Raw genomic sequence first — 25413 nt, 5'->3', positions numbered from 1 at the left:
TGACGATGATCGCGGTGGCCGTGGTCGTAGCCGTTATGATGATGATGACGATGACCGTGGTGGTCGTGGTCGCAGCCGTTATGATGACGATGATCGCGGTGGCCGTGGTCGTAGCCGTTATAATGACGATGATAATCGCGGTGGTCGCTCAGGCCGTAGCCGTTATGATGACGATGATGATCGCGGTGGTCGCTCAGGCCGTAGCCGTTATGATGACGATGATGATCGCGGTGGCCGTGGTGGTCGTGGTCGCAGCCGTTATGATGACGATGATGATCGCGGTGGCCGTTCAGGCAGTGGTCGTAGTAGAAATACTACGCAAAGACGTGATGAATATGGCCGATTTACATCTGGCTAATCGCAACCTGCTTCATTTAAGAAAACTTAACAACTCAAATAAATATAATTCTAATTCAATCACACACTATCAAGCGTAGATTAATCTACGCTTTTTTATGCAAAGAATAAAAATACAAGAAAAACCCTAAAAAATTTCTACCCCTTAAATCACAAGAATTAAAAGACAAGAAAAATGGTATCGCTTTTAAACCATGCCAAACAAAAAACCAATCCTTTTAAAATTAAAAAGATTGGTTTAAAGCTATTGAGATGATGGAGTTCTAAGGACGTAAACGGTTCCAGGCATCACGTGAGGCATGTTTAGCCTCTTCCCAAGTTAGACGGGACTGTGCTTTTGATCCTTCCCACTTGGCACGAAGATCCGGCTCTACGTCTTCAAACCGCTTGCTTGAATCATACGCAGATACATCTTCATAACCTACCCGATAGGCGTGATGATAATCCCGATCATAGTCCAAATCAGGATAAGTATTTTGGCTGGACTTATAATAAGGTTGATTAACACTGTTTTCACGCCAATACGCATCTTCAACAGTGGGATCAATCGCCTCGCCTACTGCATGGCCAGCCACACCGCCGACAATTGCACCCACTGTCCCTCCGACAATAGCTCCGATTGGACCACCTGCACTACCGATTGCGGCACCTGCGGCAGCAGCACCCGCGGCACCTACACCCGTTCCCACTGGATGTGATTCATCTGTATCTGGGTCATTATCTACATCCTTTCTTACATCATTTGGATCGGCCATTTTTTTCTCCTTATAACAATAGGGTATTGAGGAAAATAAGCTGGTTATAGCCATTTTCACCTAGAGTGTTTCTATTTAAAAAAACGTCCAGGTTCGGTTCTTTAAACACGATCATCATTGGTATTAGGGTATTGATCTAGACGTTTGAGCTTATCTTATGCACAGGACTCACCCATGTATTACCTTGCTCATTCTTTAAATTTCCCATATTTTCATCTTTATTTCTTTCATATATGGAATAAAGAATGACTGCAATGATGACCACGACAATGACAGCGATTATGATTTTCACATCTTTTGAGTTCATATTATTCTTCACTTTTGATTAATGTGGATGAATAGAAATAATGAGACTATAAATCTGGAAAAACTTTTCACAAAGAACACTACCCGAGTATTAATCAATACTCCGATCAGAAAATCCAAGTCTTATTTCTGTGGTCTTTGCGGATTTTTAACTTACTGATTCTATTGTTTATGCTGAATCTTTTGAGTATTTTCTTGTGTAGCCATTTTATTTATCTCCTATGGTCTGAATTACTGCACACCTACAGCTTTATTCACTCTACTCTTTATATTTCATTGACCAAGCTTATATCTGTTTCAATTCTCTTCAATGTAAATCCTTTTATTTTATGTGGTTGATCTATATTAGAAGAGTGTTACGTACTTAACATTTATTCTTTAAAGTTTGACAAAAATAAATACAGCAAAATATAAAAGGCATAATAACCAGGCGATGAAATTCTATCTGATGCTTTAGAGATTTTGCTAAAATATGAGGCATATTCTACCTACAGGAAATTCATGTTTAGCTTCTGAATTTTTAAGATTAAGAAAGAACTCTTTTTAAAAAATTAAATATATACATTCAAGAAGTATTTTAAATTCCAACTTAATGAAAACCATGCAAAGAAAAATTAAACATGTGTTCTTGTTATATTGAGGAGATAAATTGGAGCTTCTTTTCTTAAGCATCGTTACAATATTGAATTAACAGATTCAAAAATTTTTGCCTTTCACATTTACTCAAGCTTTATTTTGTGAATAGAATTATAAGTATAAATGGCAAAGCAAAATGTTATGTTCCAGAAATTTAGACTCTTGTTGTGGTTCAAACTTTCTTTAATGTTTGATATTTATAACTTTCGTTTTCGAAATTTGACTACGGGTGAGATCAATCTTGCACGTCAAATTTTCGGTAATTTAATCAATTACGATGACGTTAAAATATTTAATATCAAATATCTTCCCTGGCAACCCGTAAACATGTATATGGCACCCAATGGCAAAATCTTTATGAACAACGAAAATTTTTGTGAAGACTTTTCCCAGCGATCCAAAGCAATGCAAGGTCTGTTCATACATGAGATGACTCACGTTTATCAATACCAGTCCAATATCAATGTTCTCTTGCAAGGTGCTCTATTACAGTCCGGATATTTTTTGAGTTTTAAAAAATATAATCCTTATCAATATGACTTTATTGAAAGCAAACCCTTTCATACCTATAACATTGAACAACAGGGCGAAATTGCAAGAGACATATTTTTTAAAAATATTCCTAACATTATTTTAAATAATCAGCACATAGTGCATTGATTTTTTCTGCTCATTTTTTAATCTTTTTTTTATTTATATATTTGATTACTCATTTTATCCTTCTTTGCATCTCTCATCGCACCCATCATCTTGTTTGATTTTCTAAGGAGGTAATTTCATCCTCCAGCCAGCTGATTGCTTTAAGAACGAGCGAGATCATGATCTCCAAAAGTATCAGGTTATAGCGCTATTTGATCCAACTAAAAGCTATTTACAAAATTGCTGGGTATTCATAATGACTTGAGATGAATGGACTGATTTTTAGCCATCTCTCTACAAGCTTTAATATGTATAATTTTGTGTATAACTCTCAACCACACCCACCTATCTAGCCTTAAACCGCCTGGCAGTTGTCCACCCGTAGTCAAGATATAAGTTTTACCTCAATTAATTGATTTAAAACATTTAAAAAGAATTTCACTCCAAAATCATTTCATTCAATCATGCTAATTCATTAACAACATGGCCATTTTTGCAGCCATGCTGTATTTTTTTGTCTAAATTCAGATTTTTTTTTGTTTTTTTCTCTACAAACGATGCAATTCGTATATAGTATCGAATTGCTAATTATTGATTAATACTTCTATTTTATTTGTCGTCACGTACACAGCATTGAACCCATAACCATAATAAATCTAGGTCTGTGTATACATCCCTATAGGTAATAGGATTAAGTTGGAATGAAAAGTTTTAAAATTGCCCTTGCACAATTCTCTCCGCATATTGGCAATATCGAAGCAAACACTCAAAAGATGCTTGAACAGATAAATGAAGCCAAAAAACAAAAAGCTGATTTAATTCTCTTCCCGGAGCTTTCTACTGTAGGCTACCCTGCTGAAGATTTATTACTCCGTCCTAGCTTGGCAAAACGCACGCAAAAAGCATTTGAGCAGCTCAGCCAAGTCAAAGATATTGTGATGGTCTTTGGTTTTGTCAATCAAACTGAAGATGGTCAGCGTTATAACGCTGCAGCCGTAATGAAAGATGGGCAAGTACTGGGCGTTTACAATAAACAGAACTTGCCAAATTACAGTGTATTTGATGAAAAGCGTTATTTCAGCGAAGGCCATCAACACCTTGTTTTTGAATATTTAGGTCATAAATTTGGCGTGCTGATTTGTGAAGATATCTGGTCACTTAATACCGTTCATCAATTATCACAACTGAATGTTGAAACTGCTTTGGTGTTAAATGCTTCACCTTATGAAGTGGGCAAACCGCAACATCGTGTCACCACCATGAGTGAACTGGCGAAACAGTTGAATATTAATCTGGTGTATACCAACCAGATCGGTGGTCAAGATGACCTGATTTTTGATGGCACCAGTTTTGTGATCAATAAAGATGGCGGCATTGCTTTACAGGCAGCAAGCTTTAAAGAAGATCTTTATTACGCCGAATATGAAGCGGAACAAAAAGCCTATAAAGTCGGAACAGTGATTCCTGCTTTAGATACGCTGGCTGAAATCTATCAGGGTCTGGTTTTAGCGACTCGCGATTATGTTCAGCGCTCTGGTTTTCCTGGTGTAATTCTGGGCTTATCGGGTGGCATTGACTCGGCATTAACACTGGCAATCGCAGTTGATGCCATTGGTGCAGATAAAGTCCAGGCAGTGATGATGCCTTATACCTACACCGCGCAAATCAGTGTAGAAGATGCAGCCGCACAGGCCAAAACTATGGGTGTAACTTTTGGTATTGCTGAAATCAATCCAATCGTGAACAGCTTCATGCAAACCTTGTATCCTTTCTTCGGCAACAGTCCTGCAGATGCCACTGAAGAAAACCTGCAAGCCCGTGCTCGCGGTACGTTACTGATGGGCTTGTCGAACAAGTTTGGCAATCTGGTTTTATCTACCGGCAACAAGTCTGAACTTTCAGTAGGTTACTGCACCCTGTATGGCGATATGGTTGGCGGTTATGCCGTGCTGAAAGACGTGTATAAAACCATTGTGTTTGAACTGGCGAAATACCGTAACAGCATTTCAGAGACTCCGGTTATTCCAGAGCGTGTCATTACCCGCCCACCTTCTGCAGAACTGCGTCCAGACCAGAAAGACCAGGACTCTTTACCTGCCTATGAAGTACTGGATGCGATTCTGTATGCTTATATTGAAGAAGATATGAGTCAGGATGACATTATCGCCAAAGGCATTGAAAAAGAAGTGGTGGAAAAAGTCATTCGCCTGGTTGATCGCAACGAATATAAACGTCGTCAAGGTGCCATTGGTCCGCGTATCAGCTCGCGTGCCTTTACCCGTGAACGTCGTTATCCAATCATGAATGGATGGGCGCCAGGTGTCTAAGCAGGACTTGGCCCAACAGTTTGCTCAAGCGCTTATGCTTGAGCAAACCTGCTTTATTAAAAAACAATTATTAGCAGAACAACATAATCCCTATATCGAAAAATTTGTTCATCACCTCTATATTCGTTCAGAACACATCACCTTACAGCAATTCGTTGATCTGAAAGCATTGCAACAAGTGGTACAAAAATATGCCTTTGAATTAAATCTCGGCGCTGAAATTTTAGAGTTCATCGGGGTGGTTTCACAAAGAATTCATCAACTGGCAATCAACAGCCAGACTCAAATCAACACGCTGCTGTCTGATGAATCATTTGAATTGTGGATGTATAAGATTCTCGAACTGGATCAATTGCGTCATTACATCCATGACAACCTGCAGCATAATCCGCAAGTCAAACATGTCAGCTTACAGCTGGCCAATCAGATTCTTGAAAGCAATACCCCGTGGCTGGATCATCTACGCAAGTTAAATACGCATCAGCATGGCTTGGGTTCCAAGATACTCAGTTTTATTCAAGACCAGCAACAGGCGATTGAACTGAAACTGGAACAGCAGCTTGCTCAGGCCCTGGTCAAACAACTTGCCAACCTGTTTTTACTGCCCAATGAAGAACTGGCCGATATCAGCCTGCATTTATGGGAAGATATCAAGCAGAGAACACTGCAAGAAGCCTTTTCTCAATTCCAGGCCATCGACTTTGAAGAGTTTTTTATTCTAGTCTATGAAACCTGGAGACAGTTGAGACAAAGTGAATACCTGCAGCAAGTCGTACTGGATGTAGTTACAGTTTTTTATGATTATTTTGCCGACTACAACTTACAGGAACTGTTGCAATCTGTAGGATTGAATGAAACAGATTTACATCAAGAAGCACGACGTTTCCTGCCCTATACCCTTCAGGCTTTGGAACAACAGGGCTTATTGGATGGCATTATTCAGGAATTGATTGCACCTTTCTATTCAAGTGAAAATACCCATCAATTTATCGAGCAATTCCTTCAAGAGAATTTGTAATTATTATAAAAGGTCGGTGTAGTCTATAAACGGATGATCAACAGACCTTTTTTTCTTTCGAGAATCAGTCTGACTTTTTTGATCCACAAAAAAAGAGACCATGCTGAGAGCATGGTCTATAAAAATGGTGGCTATGACGGGACTTGAACCTGTGACCCCCGCATTATGAGTGCGGTGCTCTAACCAACTGAGCTACATAGCCGTAAACTGTGTGCGCATTATCTAAATTTCGACAACTAGCGTCAAGCCCTTTATTTTACGAGTGTTCAGAGTTTGAGCGTTTTATTTTTTTTCAGTTAATATTTAAACAAAACGGCTATTTATTCAGGCTCTTTTCTGTTTTAAGCTTAAAATTAAGGTACTGAAATATTGAGATAAAATGCATCCATTCAAATTCCTCGCTATCGGCTTAATGACAATACTGAGTAGCTCGTGCCAGCTGATTTCACCCATATTCGTCGATTATAATGGGGTTCGCATGGATGTGGCACGATGGATCAACAATCAACAGCTTTTGAGCATGCAGCAAAAGCGTAGCCTTGCCCAGCTCAGCAAAGCACAACAAAAACTTTATCGAATTGAACAGATTCCGCAAGACCAGAAATTAGCCATTGCCACGCAAAACCAGATTGCCCTACATTGTGCCCGGTTACATCTTACTGAAAATAAAATCAGTCAGTTGCAAAACATTATTTTTGGGGAAAATGAAAAAGTCGCTATTTTGCAAAAATACGCTGAAGAATTTCCTAAAGTAAAACTCGATGCTAGTGCAATTCAATGTGAATAATCTATTTTAAAGACAAATTTTACCCATAAAAAAAGACCACGCTTTTAGAAACGTGGTCTATGAAAATGGTGGCTATGACGGGACTTGAACCTGTGACCCCCGCATTATGAGTGCGGTGCTCTAACCAACTGAGCTACATAGCCAAAACTGTGCGCGTATTATCTATTTCAGGCAGCTTGATGTCAAGAAATATCACGCAATAATTGTAAAAAATTTAGTGAAGTGAGCCGATAAGCCGGGTTCTGTCGTGAACGATCATTCCTCTAGGCGTACAATCACTCGTACGCTCAAGCGACCTACCCGAATCCAGCACGGGCCGTGCCTGAAGGATTCCTATTTGGTCTTGCTTCTGGTGGGGTTTACCTTGCCGTGAACTGTTACCAGACACGCGGTGCGCTCTTACCGCACCCTTTCACCCTTACCATCTCTCTTGGTCTCCCCGAAAGGAGATTGCAAAGATGGCGGTCTACTCTCTGCTGCACTTGCCGTCGGCTTTCACCGCCCAGGCGTTACCTGGCACCCTGCCCTACGAAGCCCGGACTTTCCTCCCCTGCTTCAATCACGGAGATCTCCACAGCAGCGATCGTCTGGCTCACTTCGGGGCGTATGCTAACAAATTTCAGCACTAATTACTGGTGCTTTTTTGTGCAATCAGCTTTTTATATTTTTCCATCAGTTCATCTGCCGATTCCACATGCTGGGGATCATGCGGAATACAGTCGACTGGACAGAACAATTGACACTGCGGTTCATCAAAGTGCCCCACACATTCAGTACATAAGTCCGGGTGAATTTCATAAATGACTTCACCCATGTATATCGCCTCATTCGGGCACACCGGCTCACACACATCACAATTGATGCATTCATCGGTAATATATAAAGACACGCTACCAACCTTGCTGTTGTTTCCGCTTAAAGGCCTCAACCACAGCTTGCGGGACAAACTGCGCCACATCACCATTTAAGCGGGCAATTTCACGTACCAAAGTAGATGAAATAAAAGAATATTGCTCTGAAGGAGTTAAAAATACCGCTTCAAAACCTGAATCCAGACGGCGGTTCATATTGGCCAGTTGGAATTCGTACTCAAAATCCGATACGGCACGTAATCCACGCAGCACTGCTGTTGCTTTCTGTTCACGGAAAAAATTGACCAACAGACCATCAAAACCCACAAATTCTACATTAGGCAAATGACTGAGTGATTTCTTCGCCAACTCCACTCGCTCTTCCAAACTAAAGACTGGATTTTTATGATGACCGATGGCAATCGCCACCACAACTTCATCAAACATTTTCGCTGCACGTGACACCAAGTCGATATGTCCATTGGTAATTGGATCGAAAGTGCCTGGATAAATGACGCGAGATTTAGTCATCCATTTTTACTCTAGTTTTTAGTAGAGCCCTATTTTAACAAAAACTTATTTTTTTAGTGAACAATCTCCTTAATTTTGAAAAAACTTCACCTCAGCGCGAGTTTGAGGCAAAATAGAGTCAATATTGGAATATGCGTATTATGTCGAAATCAATCGTAGTTAAAAAAAATACTGGTGGCACCATTGCGCAGAACAAGCGTGCTCGCCATGATTATTTTATTGAAGAGAAATTCGAAGCCGGTCTGTCCTTACAAGGTTGGGAAGTCAAGTCCTTGCGTGCTGGGCGGATGACCATTACCGAAAGTTATATTCTTTTTAAAAACAATGAAGCGTTTTTGTTTGGTGCGCAAATCCAACCCCTGTTATCGGCTTCGACACACGTGGTGCCTGAAGCTACCCGCACACGTAAATTGTTGCTTTCACGTCGTGAAATTGAAAAGCTGCTAGGTGCGGTGAATCAGAAAGGTTATGCCTGCGTACCTTTGGCCTGTTACTGGAAAGGTCCATTGGCCAAACTGGAAATTGCCTTGGTAAAAGGTAAACAGTTACACGACAAACGTGCCACAGAAAAAGACCGCGACTGGCAGCGTGACAAGGCCCGGATTTTCCACAAGTAATTTTGCACAAAAAAACCTCCAGCCGGAGGTTTTTTGATATTTAAAAATAATTATTTGAATTTATTTAACAACAAGGCAATGTATTCACCAAACCAGATGGCCGTATCCAGATCCCCTTGTGGTGGTGTCACCTCTACCGGCGCGTTATCCGACTGGGTCATAAGCCCTAAAAAGCCCGACATCCGGTTCAGGTCCTGCGAACCACGTCCAGTCGGCATCAGCGGCAAACCTGCCCATAGCATGCCGTGCTGCATGGCAAACAGGTTAATCTGCTGCAATACTGCCAGCTTGTCACCACTTAATCCGCCACCATTGGTAAATCCTGCTGCAATCTTGCCTTGCCAGGTCCGTGCCAGCCAGCGTTTGGAAGACTGTTCCATAAATAACTTCAAGGCAGAGGTAATGCTGCCCATGTAAGTCGGACAACCCAACATGATGGCATCAGCCCGATCCAGAACTTCCCAATCCACCTGCTCGATGTTCATGCAATGTACCTGAATACCGGTTTGCTTGGCCCCTTGAGCAATAAAAGAAGCAACCTTTGCAGTATGTCCATAGGGGCTGTGATAAACGATCGCAAGAGATTTAGAAGATAAAGACATATCAATAAAAACAATAGATTTTAATCAAGTTTAACAGTTTCAGGCCATAAACACGAATGTCGCCATACGCCCGGTTTTGGCTGCACGGCGATAGGAAAAATATTCATCTGCCTGTGTATAGGAGCATTGATCGCCCCCCAGCACCATCTCAATTCCATGTTGCTTTAAGATAAATCGTGCAATGGCATATAAGTCAGCATAAAACTTGCCTGCTTTTTCACCCGCCTTAAAAGCGCTGTCCAGTTCAGGGTATTTGGAACAGAAAGCTGTTTTAACTTCTTCGCCAATTTCAAAACAGGGCTGGCTAATGGCTGCACCCAACCATGCCCAGGTCGGCTGGGTCTGCATGGCTGCAATGGTATTTTCCACAATACCATGCGCCAGACCGCGCCAGCCGGCATGCAAATTCGCTATCTCCGTTCCATCGGCATTGCCGAGTACAACAGGCAAACAATCCGCAGTCATCATCATTAAAGCATGTGCTTTACGCTGGGTCACCACTCCATCCCCTTCCAGGGCTTGAAAAGGGATTTCTTCATTGATGGTATGGCAGATGGTGCTATGCGTTTGCGTCATCCAGGTGACTTTATCTACCCCGAATTCGGCAAACTGTTGCAGCAAGGCCATACGGTGCTGCTGTACACGTTTTGCATCATCACCCACATGTAAGGCCAGATTAAATCCTGCCAATTCAGCTTGTGCAGAAGGCTGAGTTTTTTCATGATGCACTCGCGTCTGCCCAACCCACACACCTGATGGAAGCCCTTGAACAAATTGCATGTCAATTTCCTTGAGCTTTTCCTTATGATTCATACCCACCCATAAAACCGCTTAGTAGGCTTTATTTTCACTGCGCAACACCTCAATCAACTGCGCAAAATCCTCTGCCCATGGTGCTTCAAACATCATTTCTTCACCGCTACGTGGGTGAATCAGCCCAAGTTTTGCTGCATGCAAGGCCTGACGTTTAAAGCCGCGTAAAGTGTCGGCCAGTAATTCTGAAGCACCTGCCGGTACACGGACACGATTCATATAGACCTGATCGCCGACCAGACCAAAGCCCAGATAACTAAAATGTACACGAATCTGATGGGTACGGCCGGTTTCCAGACGTGCCTGCACACGGGTGAAATGCTGAAAGCGTTCTTTCACGTTGTAATGGGTCACTGCATCGCGACCGCCTGGCAATACAGCCATTTTCACGCGATCGACCGGATGGCGCTTGATTGGCTCATCAATCGTGCCACCGGCAATAATGTTGCCGTATACCACCAGATCGTAAAGACGGTATACCGATTTCTTCGCTAATTGCTTGCTTAAAGAAAACTGGGCTTCCAGATTTTTCGCCACCACCAGCAAACCGCTGGTGTCTTTATCAATACGGTGTACCAGGCCGGCACGGGCCAGTTCTGCAGATTTTGGATAATGATACAACAAGGCGTTCACCAGTGTACCGGTCGTATTTCCCGCACCCGGATGGACCACCATCCCCACCGGCTTGTTAATGACAATAATATCGTCATCTTCATACACCACATTGAGGGGAATATTTTCCGGCAAACTTTTGGTTTGTACTTCCAGCTCGACATCCAGCGTGAGCAGCTCATTGCCTTCACATTTATACTTGGGTTTGACAGTGTTACCATTTACCAACAAATGGCCATCTTTCAGCCACTGCTTCAATTTTTCACGGGAAAATTCATTCCAGATGAGTGCCGCCACCTGATCGATACGTTGCCCCAAATAACTTTCATCCAATTGAAATTGCAACGATAAACGTGTTGCAGTAGAGTCTGAAGTATGGTTATCTGCATCCTCAGAATCTTCAAGTAAATTGAAATCAGTTTCAGGGAAATTAGAATTAGAAGATTGTGCTTGACTCATTTGCTCATTCAGACAAAAGTGGTTTAATAGCGCAATTGTAGCTCATTGCCAGTATTAACAGAGGAATTTTTATGTCGTTACCACGTTATAAAATGACAATGCTTGCTTTATCTTTAGGCGTTGCGTCGGCAATAGTGGGCTGTAGCAGTAATCCAAAGAAAGAAGTTGTGGACACAGGACCGCAGTCTAGCGAGCAAGTGTATATCCAAAAAGCAGAAAAAGCGCTTGAGCGTGGACAATATACCGATGCGGCCAAACATCTTGAAGCCATAGATACCTATTATCCAACTGGTGACTATGCACAGCAGGCACAACTGGAATTGTTATACGTTAAGTTTCAACAAAAAGATTATGAAGGCGCAGTTGCCCTGGCTGAGCGTTTTATCCGCTTAAATCCGCAGCATCCCAATGTGGATTATGCCTACTATGTTCGTGGTGTAGCGAACATGGAACAAAACTATGACGGTCTGCTCCGCTATACCTCGTTAAAACAGTCGCACCGTGATGTCAGCTATTTAAAAGTGGCTTATCAGAACTTTGTCGATTTCATCCGCCGCTTCCCATCGAGCACTTATGCTGTCGATGCGGCTCAGCGCATGAAATTCATCGGCACGGAACTGGCTGAAAGCGAAATGAACGCGGCACGTTTTAACATTAAGCGTAAAGCATGGCTGGCTGCCATCGAGCGCTCGCAATGGGTGGTGGAACACTATCCACAAACCCCGCAGATTCCTGAAGCTTTAGCCACCATGGCTTATGGTTATGACAAATTGGGAGATCAGCAGACTTCACAGCAGTACATTGAAGTGTTAAAGCTGAATTATCCGCATCTGGTCAAAGCAGACGGTAGCGTGAATATGCGTGCCGCGCATAATGAAGGTAGCTGGGTTAACCGTGCCACTTTAGGTATTTTTGGCCGTGAAGCAAAAACCTCTACCGAGGCAGAGCAACAGCAAATTTCAGAACAGTCTGAAAAGCGCAGTCTCACCAACCGTTTAAGTTTTGGTTTGCTGGATCGCCCTAAAACTGAAAGCAGCATTCCTGCTGCACCAGAGCAACAGCCTCAAGCAGAAACGCCGACACCAGCACCCGGCGCAGAATAAGCCCGGCTTATTGTTCGCATTTTCATGAAGGGCAAGTTATCATACTTGCCCTTTTGCGATTTCAATGCATCATATTGATCATTTTGCGCAAAAGGTATACAAATTACTTTTAACCGAATCACGCAATTTTTACTTGCGTATATTCTGACGGCTTATTGGTCACTCATTTAAATAGATTACATACAACCCGATTGCATACCTATGGCTATTCCTCAACACACGATTGATCAAATCCTGGATCGTACCGATATTGTCGATCTGATTGGTCAGCGCGTGAAACTCAAGAAAACCGGTCGTACCTATTCTGGCTGCTGCCCTTTTCATCAGGAAAAATCGCCATCTTTCCATGTCTATCGCGACAAGCAATATTTTCACTGTTTTGGCTGTCAGGCCAACGGCAACGCCATCCGCTTTTTAATGGACATTGACGGTCGCAACTTTATCGACGTGATGAAAGACCTATCGAGCCGTACCGGGATTGAACTGCCGAAAGACAATAACGACAGCAATAAAATTAAATATAAACGTGAAGCAGTAAAACCTGCGCCCACAGCACAGCTGAAAGAACAACCGAAAAGCACCACCGATCAAGCACAGAATGCAGCACTTGACGCACATTTTGATCCTTTTGCAGAATTTCAGGCCCAGGAAAACGACTACTATGGCGACCCTTTTGCATCCTTTGAACAGATGCCAATGGAAGAAACCCCACAAGACGGCAACCTGTTTGATCTGCTGGAAAATATTGCCCAGTATTACCAACGCCAGTTACCGCAAAGTGCCAGTGCACAGCAATATTTTAAACAACGTGGCTTAAGTGCAGAGACCATTGACTATTGGCGCTTGGGCTATGCACCGGAAGATTGGCAACACCTGGAAAAAGCTTTTCCACAGGATATTGAAGGCTTAAAACTACTGGGTCTTATCCGCACCAGTGACAATGGCCGTGATTTTGACTTGCTGCGCGACCGGGTCATTTTCCCGATCCGTGATGCCAAAGGCCGTGTGGTCGGTTTTGGTGGCCGGGCCTTAAATGACGAAATCAAACCGAAGTACATCAACTCGCCTGACTCTGAAGTGTTTCATAAAAACCAGTTGCTCTATGGTTTATATGAAGGCCGCAAACAGAAAGCCCAAGACTGGCTGATGGTTGAAGGCTATATGGATGTGATTGCCTTGCAGCAATATGGCATCTCCGGTGCTGTAGCAACCCTGGGAACAGCGAGTAACACTGAACACTTAAACATCTTATTCAAACAAAACAACCGTATTACCATTGCTTTCGATGGTGATGCTGCCGGACAAAAAGCTGCCCGCCGTACACTCGAGATTGCCCTGCCGTTGCTGAATGATGGCCGCGAACTCAAGTTTTTTGTGCTGCCCAATGATCACGACCCGGATTCTCTGATTCGCCGTGAAGGCATTGAAAACTTTCAACGCCTGTTACAGCAAGCGCCGTTACTCTCCGATTTCGTTTTTGCCCATCTCACCCAGAATCATGATGTGACCAAGCCTGAGGGCAAAAGTCAGGTCATGGGTGAATTACGTCAACTGACCGAACTGTTGCCAAAACAGGGGTCCTACCGTTATTTATTGCAGCAGTTCTTTAGGGAAAAACTGGGCTTTAGCCGCAAATGGCAACCGCAAGTCAATAATGACGCATCCTTAAGCTTCAGTACCAAGATTGATGCCGAAGAATATGTCATTGCGATTTTGATGAACCATCCCTATCTGTATATTCATTTTGAACCGCTACGGGCCTTAATTGCGCAGAATCAACTGCTGTTTAAAATTTTAAATATCTTCAATATCATTTTTGATGATTTACCTGATGATACCGAGCTGTCGCAATATTACGTTTTAGGGGCTTGTGCAGCGTATCACCATGATCTGCAAAATATTTTGCTCCATGCCAATGTCAGTGATTACACTTCTTCACCTGAACAGGCCGATAAACTGGCGGAAGATTTTTCCATTAAACTGCAATACCAGTGCCTGCAACAAAAACTTAAATCGAAGAAATTTGCCAGCATTGCCGAAATGCGCAATCTGAAACAGAAAATTTATGAGATTGATAAAAAACGCTCGCTCACCCTGCTGGAAGACTAAGCGAGCGGCAGTCATTTACAGCTTAAAATTCGTGTTTGGTATTACGCCGTTTGGCAAATACTTCTTCTAATTGTTCACGCATCGATTCAAAACAGCCCGGATCTTCCGCCTTGGCTGCCTGTCGCAACAAGATAGAAGTCGGATGCAGTAATTTTTGTGTCAGCCGGTGCGAAAATTCCTGCAAAACCTGCTCCGGATTGTCACCCTTGGCTATACGGGACATTGCCAAAGCCAGTTCTTCTTGCCTGAGTACTTCACCCTGTGCACGATAAGCCTGAATGGTACTGCCGGCATTTTTAATTTTTTGCTGCGTGAGTAAATCCGTAGCCAACTGATTGACCATCACCTCGGCTTCAACCGCCGCCTGGCGGCGTTGGGCAAGATTGTCATCAATCACGCTCTGTAAATCATCGACGCCATAAAGATACACGCCATCCAGAGATTCTACTTTGGGATCAATATCGCGCGGAACGGCCAAATCCACCAACAGCATTTGCTGATAACGACGCTTTTTCAACGCTGTTTTAACATCCTGATAGGAAATAACCTGATGCAAACTTCCGGTACAACTTGAAATGACATCTGCACGGTGCAAATTTGCCGCCAGTTCGGAAAACTCGATAATTTCCACATCAACACGATGGGCAATTTCCTGTGCCAGATTTTCTGCACGCGCACGGGTCCGGTTGCAAATCAGGATTTTTCCCACACCCATTTCCGCTAAATGCTTCGCCACCAGACTGTTCATTTCCCCTGCAGCAACGACCATCACGGTCAGTTTTTCAGGTTTGCTAAAAACCTGCAGGGCCAGCTGGGCAACGGCATAACCCATTGAAACCGCATGACTCCCCACTGCGGTTTCCGAACGCACACGTTTGGCTGCATAAAAGGCATATTCAAAAATCCGGTTTAAATCCGGCGAAACGGTATGTGCATCTTTAGCCAGAGACAGTGCAGATTTTACCTGTCCCAAAATTTGCGGTTCACCCAGCATCAGTGAATCCAGGCCACTGGCCACCCGCATTAGATGGGTCACTGCCTGCGCATTTTCGTAACGATATACATGATTAAACAATTGTTTAACATCTAGGCCATTTGCTTCGGCGAGCCAATTCATTACCATGTCTGCATTTTCAGACATGGCATAAACTTCGGTGCGGTTACATGTAGAGACCACCACCATATCATTCAGGTCATGGTTTTGGCTTTGCTGGGCAAGCAAGTACATTAATTTTTCAGGATTAAATGCAATCTGCTCACGCAGTTCTACAGAGGCGGTTTGATGGTTGACACCCAATGCAAAGAAAGACATATCAGATCATCATTTCGCTAAATTTATGCTATTGTGCGGTATTGGTGTCATAAAAAGCATTACTTGGATCAAGAAAAATTGCGTCAAACAAATAGCCGGATAAACGGCACGACAATTAAGCAATATTCTACCACATTCTTACTTGTGGGTAGCATGGCTTCCAGTGCTCATATTAGAGCATCTGGAGAAATTTATCATGCCAATTCAAACTATAATGCCATAAAACAAAGCATGATTGCTGAATTTGCACTGACCTATCATGACATTCCCACAGCATTACACAACTACACTGTGCTTGCAATTAAAAGCAATTCCACCACGGTTAAACAGCGCGCCTTAAATGTTGCGATTGAACAGGATGACCTGAAAGCGGCCCTGGATATTGCCACCCATTGGGTGGTACAGGAACCGAGCGACGTACCGGCTTTATTTTATCTTTCACATATTGCCTTAAAAGCCCATGAATATGAACTGGCCGCAGAAACGCTGGACAAGATTTTAAAGATTGACCCTAATGCAGACCTGGAAAAAATTCTGGTCGGGATTGCCCCTGAAGACCCAGAAGATCGCGATTATTTAATTGATGCCTTGCGTAAAAGCAAAGAGCGGGACAATCCTTCGGTACTGGTGCTCATTGCAGGTTTAGAAGCACAGAACGGGCAACTGGAACAAGCGCTGACCACCATCAGTCGTGCATTAAAAAAGCGTGCCAATGTGACCGGCTTTATTTTAATGAAGGCCAATTTACTCACTGCCCTGGGAAATGATGAAGAAACCCTAAAATGGTACAACAAAGCCAGCCGCAAACATAAAAACAATATAGAGGTTCGCTTAGCTGAAATTAAATATTTGATTAAGCTAGATAAATCAGAAGAAGCACTCAATAAACTCGAAAATTTGCTAAAAAAATGGCCGCATGAAGAAGAAGCGCTGTTTATTGCCGGTTTGACCAGTATTGACTTGCAACAATATGAAAAAGCTGAAAAGTATTTAGTCGAGTTACGTTATTCTACTCAATATCAAAATGAAGCCTATTACTACCTGGCCGTCAATGCCGAAAGAAAGCAACATTTTGAAACGGCAAAAGCCTATTATCGTCTGGTAGATGGCAGCCTGTACACAGTTTCACGCCGCAGCATGATTAATATTTTTTCTGCCCAGAACCAGCCTACCGATGCACTGCGCTTCCTGACCCAAGAACGGGTTAATTACCCGCAATATGCCAGTTTTCTATATCAGGCACAGGCCGATATTTTAAAACGCATGGACAATAAAAAAGCAGCGATACGCCTGCTTGATGAAGCCATTAAAAACGTCCCGGATGATCCGGAACTGATTTACTCTGAAGTGTTATTGCTCGATCCTTTTCAAGACCGGGAAAAACTTGATAGATTATTGAAAAAATTGCTGGAAATAGAGCCCAATAGCCCGACTTACCTGAATGCCTATGCCTATACGCTGGCACTGCAAAACCGGCGTTTAGATGAAGCCCGCCAGTATGTCGAACACGCTCTGGAATTTGCTCCCGAACAAGCCTCTATTTTAGATACATTAGGCTATATCACCTTTTTACAAAACGACTTCAAAACCTCGGCTCAAGTGTTAGAACAAGCCTATAAATTAAGTCAAAACGTGAAAATTGGAGTGCGTTATGCCAAATCTTTATACATGCAAGGTGAGCTGACAAAATTTAGTAAAGTGTTACAACAATTACAAAAAAATCATCCGAATGATCCGCAATTAGAGCAATTGAAATCGTTACTGTTACCGCAACCCATGAAAAAGAGTTAACTATCTGTATGCACATTTTTTCTAAATTCAGTTTAAGCCTGATTGCAGCAAGCACGCTGATTCTGAGCGGTTGCCAACAATACACCCAACCCCAGGCACCGAATGTTGCCCAGATTCCTGAAGCGGCAAAAAACTTCAATCTGCAAGGTAAAATTGGAGTAAGAACACCCGGACAGTCTGGCAGTGCATTCTTCACCTGGGTACAACAGCAGGATGAATTTGACATCGAGCTCAGCGGAATTTTGGGCGTGGGTAAAACCCAGATTTCAGGTCAACCCGGTAATGTTACCCTCAACAGTGCCAAAACAGGTTTGATTCAAGCCGACACACCTGAAGAATTATTGCAGCGTGCCACTGGCTGGCAAGCCCCTATTACCCACCTAGTCGATTGGGTACAGGCCAAACCGGCAACCACACAGGCAAAAATCAGTAAAGATGAGCAAAACCGTCCCATTCAGTTTCTGGAAGATGGCTGGACCGTTGACCTGAGTTATAACGAGCAGGCGCAGCTGCCAAACAAGCTGATTCTCAAACAACTCCTTGAGTCCGGTCAGGAAAACCGTATTACAATGCTCATTCAAAACCGTTAAGCCTATCCAAAAGTTCAAAATTCTATGATTCGTGTTCCTTCTCCTGCCAAGCTTAATCTTTTTTTGCATATCACTGGTCGTCGCGAGGACGGCTATCATGAATTGCAAAGTATTTTTCAGCTGATTGACCTGTATGACTGGCTGGAATTTAGCCAAACAGCAAGCCCTGAAATTAGTATTGATGGATTAAGCAGCGTCGATTTAGAGCACAACCTGATTTTCAAGGCCACACAGATTTTAAAGCCGTATGCAAAAGCATTTTCGGGCTTAAACATCCGCATTGAAAAAAACATTCCCATGGGTGCAGGACTTGGCGGGGGCTCTTCAAATGCAGCGACCACGCTCATTGTGGTCAATCAGTTATGGCAATGTGGCTTAAACATTGAGCAGCTGGCCGAACTGGGGCTAAAACTCGGTGCCGATGTGCCCATTTTTGTCCATGGCCGGAATGCCTGGGCAGAAGGCATTGGTGAACACTTAACATTCATAGACTTAGATCAAAAACAATACATTGTGTTAAAACCTGATTGTTTTATCAGCACTCAACTGCTTTTTTCACAAAAAACGTTGACAAGAGACACGAAGCCTACTAAATTTTGCGCCTATCAGTTAAAGCCATTTAACTTTGGAAATAACTTTGAGCCTTTGGCAAAAAGCCTATATCCTGAAGTTGATGAAGCGATGCAGTATTTAGACCAGTTCGGTATTGCAAAACTTACAGGTACAGGTGCTTGTGTTTTTACTGAAGTAACTGCCGATATGAATATTGATGAGATTTTAACTCATTCACCATGTAAAGCTTACCTGGTCAATAGTTTAAATGAATCACCATTACGTCATTTCAAGGTTATATGATAGGGGCGTCGCCAAGTGGTAAGGCACCGGGTTTTGATCTCGGCATCCGTTGGTTCGAATCCAGCCGCCCCTGCCATCATATTCATCTGTAGATTACTGTATTAGGGGCGTCGCCAAGTGGTAAGGCACCGGGTTTTGATCTCGGCATCCGTTGGTTCGAATCCAGCCGCCCCTGCCATTTAAACTTACGGTTTAAATTACAATATAGCAATCAAATTTAGGGGCGTCGCCAAGTGGTAAGGCACCGGGTTTTGATCTCGGCATCCGTTGGTTCGAATCCAGCCGCCCCTGCCATTTTTCTCAAAAAAGACAGTACAGTATTTGCATGTTCATTTGTTAATTCACCTTGACACAGAACAGCAAAAATATTAAAGTTCTGCCGCATTAGGGGCGTCGCCAAGTGGTAAGGCACCGGGTTTTGATCTCGGCATCCGTTGGTTCGAATCCAGCCGCCCCTGCCATCTATTTTCAAACATTCCAACCGCCAAGGGTGCTTCATGCCCAATCTTGTCGTTTTTAGTGGAACTGCACATCCACAATTCGCCCAAAAAGTCGTAAGCCATCTGCACATCCCTTTAGGTGCAGCATCTGTAGGTCAATTTTCTGACGGTGAAATCGCTGTCGAAATTACTGAAAATGTCCGTGGTAAAGACGTATTCCTGGTACAACCTACTTGCGCCCCAACGAATGACAACCTGATGGAAGTCCTCGTTATGGCTGACGCTTTGCGCCGTGCAAGTGCAGGTCGTATCACTGCTGTCATCCCTTACTTCGGATATGCTCGTCAAGACCGTCGTCCTCGTTCAAGCCGTGTACCAATCACTGCAAAAGTTGTCGCAGACATGCTGACAACTGTCGGTATTGACCGCGTAGTAATGATCGACCTTCATGCTGACCAGATTCAAGGTTTCTTCGATATCCCTGTAGACAACATCTACGGTACTCCTGCATTACTTGCTGACCTTCGTCAACAGCAACACCATAACCTCATGGTTGTTTCTCCAGACGTTGGCGGTGTAGTTCGTGCCCGTGCTGTAGCAAAACAAATGGGTGATATCGATCTTGCAATCATCGATAAACGTCGTCAAAAAGCCAATGAATCACAAGTGATGCATTTGATTGGTGATGTTAAAGATCGTGACTGCGTTATCGTGGATGACATGGTGGATACAGCAGGTACCTTATGTAAAGCTGCTGATGCACTTAAACAGTTTGGTGCGCGCCGTGTAGTTGCTTATGCAACTCACCCGGTACTTTCTGGTAAAGCAATTGAGAACCTGAAGAATTCTGTAATCGACGAACTCGTTGTCACAGATACCATTCCTCTGTCTCAAGAAGCCCAAGAACTTGGTAAGATTCGCCAGGTTTCAGTCGCCAGCATGGTTGCTGAAACAATTCGTCGTATTAACAACGAAGAATCTATTAGCGCAATGTTTGATTCTTATCTATAATATAGCGCTAAATTTTCAAAACCCTGCCTCAAGCAGGGTTTTCTATCGCTGAGCTGGTCGAAAACTCAGCTTAATTAAACTTAAATAGGAATGTCTATCATGGCAAACTTCGTATTAAACGCAGCAGCACGTGAAGAAGCAGTACAAGGGAAAGGTTCGAGCCGCCGCCTTCGTCTTCAAAACAAAGTACCAGCAATCATCTACGGTGGTGCTGCTGAACCTGTAGCAGTTACTTTAGAGCTTCGTGAGCTTGTTAAAGCGCTTGAAAGCAACGCTTTCTTTGAAGAAGTTGTTGAAATTAAAGTTGGCGACAAAGTTGAAAGCGTTAAAATCCAAGCTTTACAACGCCACCCAGCTAAAAACACTCCATTGCACGCTGACTTCAAACGCGCATAAGTGTTAACGGTGTAAATTAGTGTCAAAACTTTCGCTAATTGTTGGTTTGGGCAATCCTGGCAAGGAATACGCCCAAACCCGCCATAATGCAGGCTTCTGGTTCGTTGAACGCCTTGCAGAACAATATGGCATCTCTCTCAAAACCGATCCTAAATTCTGCGGAATCAGTGGTCGAGGTAATATCGAAGGTCAGGACGTTCGTCTGCTGTTACCCACAACCTTTATGAATGCCTCTGGCAAAAGTGTTGTACCCTTCGCCAAATTCTATCAAGTTGCTCCTGAATCAATGCTGATTGCACATGATGAACTGGATATGGAACCTGGTATCATTCGCCTGAAAACAGGTGGTGGTCACGGTGGACATAACGGTTTACGTGATATCGTTCCGCATACAGGCCCTAATTTCCATCGCTTGCGTATCGGTATTGGGCACCCGGGTTCCAAAGAACGCGTATCGGGTCATGTCCTGAGCAAAGCTCCGAGCAGCGAACAAGGTTTAATGGATGACGCTATTGCACATGCTTTATCCCGCATTAAATTGCTGGTGAACGGTGACATACAGCCAGCCATGAATCAAATTAATGCCTACAAACCGAACTGATCATTCTACAAATAATTGAATTTTCCTTCTTGCCATGTTGCTTTTTTCGGAGCAAAATGCGCTTTCTGCGGATTACTGATCCAGTAAGAAGTGATTTGATTTAACTAAGATAAAATCTTAGGTCAACTAAGGAGACGCTAGCCATGCTTTCTCGTTTATTAAAAGCTAAAATTCACCGTTGTGTCGTGACACAAGCAGAATTACATTATGAAGGTTCTTGTGCAATTGACGGCGTGTTAATGGATTTAGCCGGTATCCGTGAATATGAAGAAATTCATATGTGGAACGTGACTAATGGTAAGCGTTTTACCACTTATGCCATCCGTGGTGAAGAAAATTCAGGCATCATTTCAGTCAATGGCGGCGCTGCCCTGCAAGCGGATGTGGGTGATTTAATGATTATCGCCACATTTGGTGATTTCACCGAAGCTGAAGCCAATGCCCATAAACCTCGCCTGGTTTATGCAAATCCGGACAATACAGTGAACCACACAGCCAACTGTATTCCTGTTCAAGTGGCTTAAGGTTGAAAGACATGAAGAGCTCGCAATAGGCGGGCTTTTTTATTACCTATTAATTTCATTTTATTATTCACATAATTACTATCCATATGACTGATTGATCTATAGAAATTTGTGCCCTCCCTGCAAAACAGGTCTATACTTATGGCACATCGCTTCAGGGCGGGGTGCAATTCCCCACCGGTGGTAATTTAAAACTATATTTTTATAGTATTTAATCAGCCCACGAGCCTGTAAACCAAAGAGGGTTTACTCGCAGATTTGGTGAAAAACCAAAGCCGACGGTATAGTCCGGATGAAAGAAGACGACGTAACCGATATTTATACGTAATATATCGCTGCGACCCCATTTCTGCATCAGTCCTGAAATGTTCAACCGTATGTTTATTTTACGAGAGCGTTTCAATGTCTAGTTTGATTCAACCCGAAATTTTCTTCTCAGCCCTTCCCCCAGCTGAACAACGTATTCAAAAAGCATTAGAAGATATCCGCCAGGGCAAACCGGTTTTGGTGATGGATGACTTTGAGCGTGAAAATGAAGCCGACCTGATTGTGGCGGCAGAAACCTTAACTGTGGAAACGATGGCTCGCATGATTCGTGATGGCTCCGGCATTGTCTGTCTTTGCCTGACCGATGAGCTCGCCAATCATTTAGAACTCCCACCTATGGTGACTGACAACTCCAGCCAGTTTAAAACCGCCTTTACCGTGACCATTGAAGCCGCACAAGGGGTGACTACAGGAGTTTCTGCAAAAGACCGTACTACCACCATTAAAGCCGCAATTCAGGATGGTGCCGTGGCCAGTGACCTCAACCGTCCGGGGCATGTGTTTCCCTTGCGTGCGCGCGAAGGCGGTGTTTTGACTCGACGCGGCCATACCGAAGGCACCATTGATCTGGCACGTTTGGCTGGCCTAAAACCCGCTGGTGTTTTGTGCGAACTGACCAATCCTGACGGTACGATGGCCTCTGGCATTCAGGTTCTGTCTTATGCACAGACTCATCATTTAACCGTGATTACCATTGAAGAACTTGTACAATACCGTTTGCAGCACACTCTCTAAACCACGCCACATAGCTTGCTACAAAAAAATAAAAGTCACCAGGCTGGATCATTAAGCCTGATGACTTTTTGAAATCCAGACTATTTCAATGCACCAAAAATGAAGGAATCTTATTTATAAATTTTAAGAGATAAAAATGAACCTAGTCCTCATCTTGCATACTTTGCAGCAAATGCATACTGATGCCATCCGCCCGTAAAAAGGCCAAATCATAACTAGCCGTGGCAAGGGCCAAAACACGTCGCTCAAATTCATCCCACAAAGGACGCACTTCTTTATAGTGAATACCTAAACCACTCTCATCAGTAAAATGACGATTTTTCTCACACAACTTTAACGCATGGTACAGCTTGCGTCCCTTGCTCGCGTCCGGACGCAAACGTACACGCTTGGACAAAACAAAACCTTCAACATGGGCGATATCCGCCATGGGCAACATCGGAATCAAAATCTGATCCAGTTGCGAATCCAATCGATGCCAAATGGCCGTATGCTGCTCTGCTGTATAGGTATTCCACTTAATCACTTCATGATTAAAACGACGGCACCCCCGACAGACCGAATCACCAAACACCGTAGAGCAACGCCCTGCACATGGAGTCAAAGAGGCCATTTGACGATCAGTATTCAAAATAAACTCCGAAATTCAACAACATTCAGGTCTGGCAAATTCAGACCATTTTTCTGATTTAAGATGCAATGAGCACAGGCATCATACATCCCCAAACAGCAAATTAAAAACCATATTTCATACTCGGTTTTATCGCTAATTGTGCCAATTCACGTTAGAATATGCGCCTTAAATTTTGTCTTACCTGAATACATTTGGAGTTTTCCATGAACGCTACTGTAGAACAGCTTGCACCTGTAGAACAGCAAGCGACCACTGACTGGGTTGTTGCGGCACTATATCAATTTAAAGAAGTTCAAGATCCGGCCGATCTGCAGCAACGTCTTCTTGATTTGGTAAAAACCATCAATCTTTGTGGAACTCTCATTGTTGCAGGAGAAGGCATTAACGGTACTGTAGCGGGTGACCGTGCAGCAATCGATACCATTCATCAATTCCTTTTGAATGAAGGTTTTAACACAATGGAATATAAAGAGTCTCACAGCTCTGACAAGCCATTCCGTAAAATGAAAATCAAACTGAAAAAAGAAATTGTAACTTTAGGCGTTGAAGTCAAACCGCGCGATTTAGTCGGGCACTATCTTGATCCGAAAGAATGGAATGAACTGATTGCACGTGATGACGTAATTTTGATTGATACGCGTAACGACTACGAATATAAAGCCGGAACGTTTAAAGGCGCAATTGACCCTAAAACTGAAACCTTCCGTGAATTCCCGGAATATGTCAAAAAAGAACTGGAGCAGCACAAAGACAAGAAAATTGCCATGTTCTGTACCGGCGGTATTCGCTGTGAAAAATCCACTTCATTATTGCTTCAAGAAGGTTTTAATGAGGTCTATCACTTGAAAGGCGGTATTTTAAAATACCTAGAAGAAACGCCTGCCGAAGAAAGCATGTGGGAAGGTGAATGTTTCGTTTTTGATGGCCGTACCGCTGTTACTCATGGTGTAGAAGAAGGTCAAAACATTAAGTGTCATGCTTGTGGCTGGCCTTTGCTTCCCGAAGAAGTGGAACTTCCAAGTTATGAACATGGCGTGTCTTGCAAATACTGCATCGACAAAACCAGCGAAAAGCAAAAAGCCGGTTTCCGTATGCGTCAGTCACAAATTGCAGCAGCTAAACGCAAACGCCTATAATCAAATGTCCTAAATCAAAGTCCTCATAAGAGGGCTTTTTTTTATTTACCTAAAAACAACAATAAATAAAAAAAAGATCACCAAGTTTTACCATTAATGTGTGTCAAGTCACAAATAATCTGTTAATCTGAGATAAAAACTACAACAAACTTATAAACCATTAATTTTTAACGTGAAATATTTAACTTATAACCTAAAAAGTAACGTGAAAAAGGAGTTAAATTATGTCAAGAACAATCAGTCGCTCAGCCAATTATACTCGACGCTTTTACCTGGTACGCGAAAAAAATCTGCAAAAAGTCGAACATATTAAACAAACTTTAGAGCAAGAATCCCATCTGTTTATTGTAATGATGGGAGCAGTGATTGGCAGTATTTTCTCCCTGTTTATTGCCTATCATCTCACACCTAATTTGCTGGAATATGCCTTGCTCGGTGTGATTCCATTTGCACTCGCCTATAGTTTAAGAAAAGTTTATATCCACACCCTGATTCATAGCCAGGAATAATCCAAAAGGATTGCTTGGCTATGCTTTACC

25 protein-coding genes, 6 tRNA genes, 1 other RNA gene, 1 pseudogene and 1 riboswitch are annotated in these 25413 nt (G+C 43.0%); of the genes and pseudogenes, 22 read left to right on the top strand and 11 right to left on the bottom strand.

What is annotated here, in order from left to right; translation table 11 throughout:
• A pseudogene (locus ACPUEY_RS08605) lies at positions 1–358 on the top strand (KGG domain-containing protein); the annotation flags it as partial.
• A 262-nt stretch (positions 359–620) separates the two neighbouring features.
• Here the strand turns inward: ACPUEY_RS08605 and ACPUEY_RS08600 are convergent.
• Complete coding sequence (locus ACPUEY_RS08600; RefSeq protein WP_092819715.1) at positions 621–1112, bottom strand: hypothetical protein; 492 nt, start codon at positions 1110–1112, stop codon at positions 621–623.
• Positions 1113–2177: 1065 nt separating this feature from the next.
• Between ACPUEY_RS08600 and ACPUEY_RS08595 the strand changes: the two genes are divergently transcribed.
• The 3 genes from ACPUEY_RS08595 (at position 2178) to ACPUEY_RS08585 (ending at position 6038) form a co-directional block, all read left to right on the top strand.
• Positions 2178–2714, top strand: coding sequence for a hypothetical protein (locus tag ACPUEY_RS08595; RefSeq protein ID WP_425121807.1), 537 nt, complete (start codon positions 2178–2180; stop codon positions 2712–2714).
• A gap of 680 nt (positions 2715–3394) precedes the next feature.
• Positions 3395–5020, top strand: a complete 1626-nt coding sequence (locus ACPUEY_RS08590; RefSeq protein ID WP_425121806.1) for an NAD+ synthase — start codon at positions 3395–3397, stop codon at positions 5018–5020.
• A complete protein-coding gene (locus tag ACPUEY_RS08585) occupies positions 5013–6038 on the top strand; it encodes a hypothetical protein (RefSeq protein WP_425121805.1) in 1026 nt (341 codons plus the stop codon). Before ACPUEY_RS08590 ends, ACPUEY_RS08585 begins: the two co-directional genes overlap by 8 nt.
• Before the next feature lie 125 nt (positions 6039–6163).
• Here the strand turns inward: ACPUEY_RS08585 and ACPUEY_RS08580 are convergent.
• A tRNA-Met gene (locus tag ACPUEY_RS08580) sits at positions 6164–6240 on the bottom strand.
• 177 nt (positions 6241–6417) lie between these two features.
• On the opposite strand from ACPUEY_RS08580, the gene ACPUEY_RS08575 reads away from it, so the two are divergent.
• Positions 6418–6825, top strand: coding sequence for a hypothetical protein (locus tag ACPUEY_RS08575; protein ID WP_425121804.1), 408 nt, complete (start codon positions 6418–6420; stop codon positions 6823–6825).
• A 66-nt stretch (positions 6826–6891) separates the two neighbouring features.
• Here the strand turns inward: ACPUEY_RS08575 and ACPUEY_RS08570 are convergent.
• From ACPUEY_RS08570 to coaD, 4 genes are all read right to left on the bottom strand, one after another.
• Positions 6892–6968, bottom strand: a tRNA-Met gene (locus ACPUEY_RS08570).
• A gap of 72 nt (positions 6969–7040) precedes the next feature.
• Positions 7041–7424: RNase P RNA component class A (gene rnpB / locus ACPUEY_RS08565), an RNA gene on the bottom strand.
• Positions 7425–7450: 26 nt separating this feature from the next.
• Positions 7451–7714 (bottom strand): YfhL family 4Fe-4S dicluster ferredoxin, encoded by a 264-nt coding sequence (locus tag ACPUEY_RS08560; RefSeq protein WP_261182049.1) that lies wholly within the window; start codon positions 7712–7714, stop codon positions 7451–7453.
• 1 nt (position 7715) lies between these two features.
• Positions 7716–8207 carry a pantetheine-phosphate adenylyltransferase gene (gene coaD / locus ACPUEY_RS08555; protein ID WP_092819719.1) on the bottom strand — a complete coding sequence of 164 codons (492 nt, stop codon included), beginning with the start codon at positions 8205–8207 and terminating at the stop codon, positions 7716–7718.
• 140 nt (positions 8208–8347) lie between these two features.
• Here coaD and smpB point away from each other — a divergent pair, with 140 nt between their 5' ends.
• A complete protein-coding gene (gene smpB, locus ACPUEY_RS08550) occupies positions 8348–8824 on the top strand; it encodes an SsrA-binding protein SmpB (RefSeq protein WP_092819720.1) in 477 nt (158 codons plus the stop codon).
• A gap of 50 nt (positions 8825–8874) precedes the next feature.
• Here smpB and ACPUEY_RS08545 read toward each other — a convergent pair whose 3' ends face one another.
• The 3 genes from ACPUEY_RS08545 to rluD are packed head-to-tail and all read right to left on the bottom strand — an operon-like array spanning position 8875 to position 11310.
• A complete protein-coding gene (locus ACPUEY_RS08545; protein WP_092819721.1) occupies positions 8875–9426 on the bottom strand; it encodes a flavodoxin family protein in 552 nt (183 codons plus the stop codon).
• A 39-nt stretch (positions 9427–9465) separates the two neighbouring features.
• Positions 9466–10206 (bottom strand): peptidoglycan editing factor PgeF, encoded by a 741-nt coding sequence (gene pgeF / locus ACPUEY_RS08540; RefSeq protein WP_425121803.1) that lies wholly within the window; start codon positions 10204–10206, stop codon positions 9466–9468.
• A 51-nt stretch (positions 10207–10257) separates the two neighbouring features.
• The gene (rluD, locus tag ACPUEY_RS08535; protein ID WP_131274080.1) at positions 10258–11310 is read right to left on the bottom strand and encodes a 23S rRNA pseudouridine(1911/1915/1917) synthase RluD; all 1053 of its coding nucleotides are present in this window, start codon (positions 11308–11310) and stop codon (positions 10258–10260) included.
• 71 nt (positions 11311–11381) lie between these two features.
• On the opposite strand from rluD, the gene ACPUEY_RS08530 reads away from it, so the two are divergent.
• Together ACPUEY_RS08530 and ACPUEY_RS08525 are read left to right on the top strand one after the other, a co-directional pair.
• Positions 11382–12413: an outer membrane protein assembly factor BamD gene (locus tag ACPUEY_RS08530; RefSeq protein ID WP_092819724.1), complete on the top strand. Its 1032-nt coding sequence runs from the start codon at positions 11382–11384 to the stop codon at positions 12411–12413.
• Between the two features lie 201 nt (positions 12414–12614).
• Positions 12615–14522, top strand: a complete 1908-nt coding sequence (locus ACPUEY_RS08525; RefSeq protein ID WP_425121802.1) for a DNA primase — start codon at positions 12615–12617, stop codon at positions 14520–14522.
• A gap of 22 nt (positions 14523–14544) precedes the next feature.
• On the opposite strand, the gene hemA is transcribed toward ACPUEY_RS08525, so the two are convergent.
• Positions 14545–15834: a glutamyl-tRNA reductase gene (gene hemA, locus ACPUEY_RS08520; RefSeq protein ID WP_425121801.1), complete on the bottom strand. Its 1290-nt coding sequence runs from the start codon at positions 15832–15834 to the stop codon at positions 14545–14547.
• Between the two features lie 78 nt (positions 15835–15912).
• On the opposite strand from hemA, the gene ACPUEY_RS08515 reads away from it, so the two are divergent.
• The 12 genes from ACPUEY_RS08515 (at position 15913) to ribB (ending at position 23104) form a co-directional block, all read left to right on the top strand.
• Positions 15913–17625, top strand: coding sequence for a tetratricopeptide repeat protein (locus ACPUEY_RS08515; RefSeq protein ID WP_425121800.1), 1713 nt, complete (start codon positions 15913–15915; stop codon positions 17623–17625).
• An 8-nt stretch (positions 17626–17633) separates the two neighbouring features.
• A complete protein-coding gene (lolB, locus tag ACPUEY_RS08510) occupies positions 17634–18215 on the top strand; it encodes a lipoprotein insertase outer membrane protein LolB (protein ID WP_425121799.1) in 582 nt (193 codons plus the stop codon).
• Between the two features lie 24 nt (positions 18216–18239).
• Positions 18240–19070, top strand: coding sequence for a 4-(cytidine 5'-diphospho)-2-C-methyl-D-erythritol kinase (ispE, locus tag ACPUEY_RS08505; protein WP_425121798.1), 831 nt, complete (start codon positions 18240–18242; stop codon positions 19068–19070).
• 1 nt (position 19071) lies between these two features.
• Positions 19072–19146, top strand: a tRNA-Gln gene (locus ACPUEY_RS08500).
• 27 nt (positions 19147–19173) lie between these two features.
• A tRNA-Gln gene (locus tag ACPUEY_RS08495) sits at positions 19174–19248 on the top strand.
• Positions 19249–19289: 41 nt separating this feature from the next.
• Positions 19290–19364 (top strand) — tRNA-Gln (locus ACPUEY_RS08490).
• A gap of 92 nt (positions 19365–19456) precedes the next feature.
• Positions 19457–19531 (top strand) — tRNA-Gln (locus ACPUEY_RS08485).
• A 36-nt stretch (positions 19532–19567) separates the two neighbouring features.
• On the top strand, positions 19568–20521 hold the full coding sequence (locus ACPUEY_RS08480) for a ribose-phosphate pyrophosphokinase (RefSeq protein WP_086196840.1): 954 nt from the start codon (positions 19568–19570) through the stop codon (positions 20519–20521).
• A gap of 99 nt (positions 20522–20620) precedes the next feature.
• A complete protein-coding gene (rplY, locus tag ACPUEY_RS08475; protein WP_131274085.1) occupies positions 20621–20917 on the top strand; it encodes a 50S ribosomal protein L25 in 297 nt (98 codons plus the stop codon).
• 19 nt (positions 20918–20936) lie between these two features.
• On the top strand, positions 20937–21518 hold the full coding sequence (gene pth / locus ACPUEY_RS08470) for an aminoacyl-tRNA hydrolase (protein WP_425121797.1): 582 nt from the start codon (positions 20937–20939) through the stop codon (positions 21516–21518).
• A gap of 143 nt (positions 21519–21661) precedes the next feature.
• Positions 21662–22042, top strand: a complete 381-nt coding sequence (gene panD / locus ACPUEY_RS08465; protein WP_086196843.1) for an aspartate 1-decarboxylase — start codon at positions 21662–21664, stop codon at positions 22040–22042.
• Between the two features lie 147 nt (positions 22043–22189).
• Positions 22190–22350: riboswitch (FMN riboswitch) on the top strand.
• Positions 22351–22444: 94 nt separating this feature from the next.
• The gene (gene ribB / locus ACPUEY_RS08460; RefSeq protein ID WP_425121796.1) at positions 22445–23104 is read left to right on the top strand and encodes a 3,4-dihydroxy-2-butanone-4-phosphate synthase; all 660 of its coding nucleotides are present in this window, start codon (positions 22445–22447) and stop codon (positions 23102–23104) included.
• Between the two features lie 142 nt (positions 23105–23246).
• Here the strand turns inward: ribB and ACPUEY_RS08455 are convergent, their stop codons facing one another.
• Complete coding sequence (locus ACPUEY_RS08455; protein WP_425121809.1) at positions 23247–23717, bottom strand: DUF1289 domain-containing protein; 471 nt, start codon at positions 23715–23717, stop codon at positions 23247–23249.
• A 224-nt stretch (positions 23718–23941) separates the two neighbouring features.
• Between ACPUEY_RS08455 and ACPUEY_RS08450 the strand changes: the two genes are divergently transcribed.
• Together ACPUEY_RS08450 and ACPUEY_RS08445 are read left to right on the top strand one after the other, a co-directional pair.
• Positions 23942–24874, top strand: coding sequence for a rhodanese-related sulfurtransferase (locus ACPUEY_RS08450; protein ID WP_425121795.1), 933 nt, complete (start codon positions 23942–23944; stop codon positions 24872–24874).
• Between the two features lie 224 nt (positions 24875–25098).
• Positions 25099–25383 (top strand): FUSC family protein, encoded by a 285-nt coding sequence (locus tag ACPUEY_RS08445; protein WP_425121794.1) that lies wholly within the window; start codon positions 25099–25101, stop codon positions 25381–25383.
• The last annotated feature ends 30 nt before the right edge of the window (positions 25384–25413 follow it).

This window comes from Acinetobacter sp. G11 (assembly GCF_049808495.1).
Lineage (GTDB): Bacteria > Pseudomonadota > Gammaproteobacteria > Pseudomonadales > Moraxellaceae > Acinetobacter > Acinetobacter kookii.
Note: the sequence above shows the minus strand (reverse complement) of the source record. Positions and strands in the feature narration are given on the sequence as shown.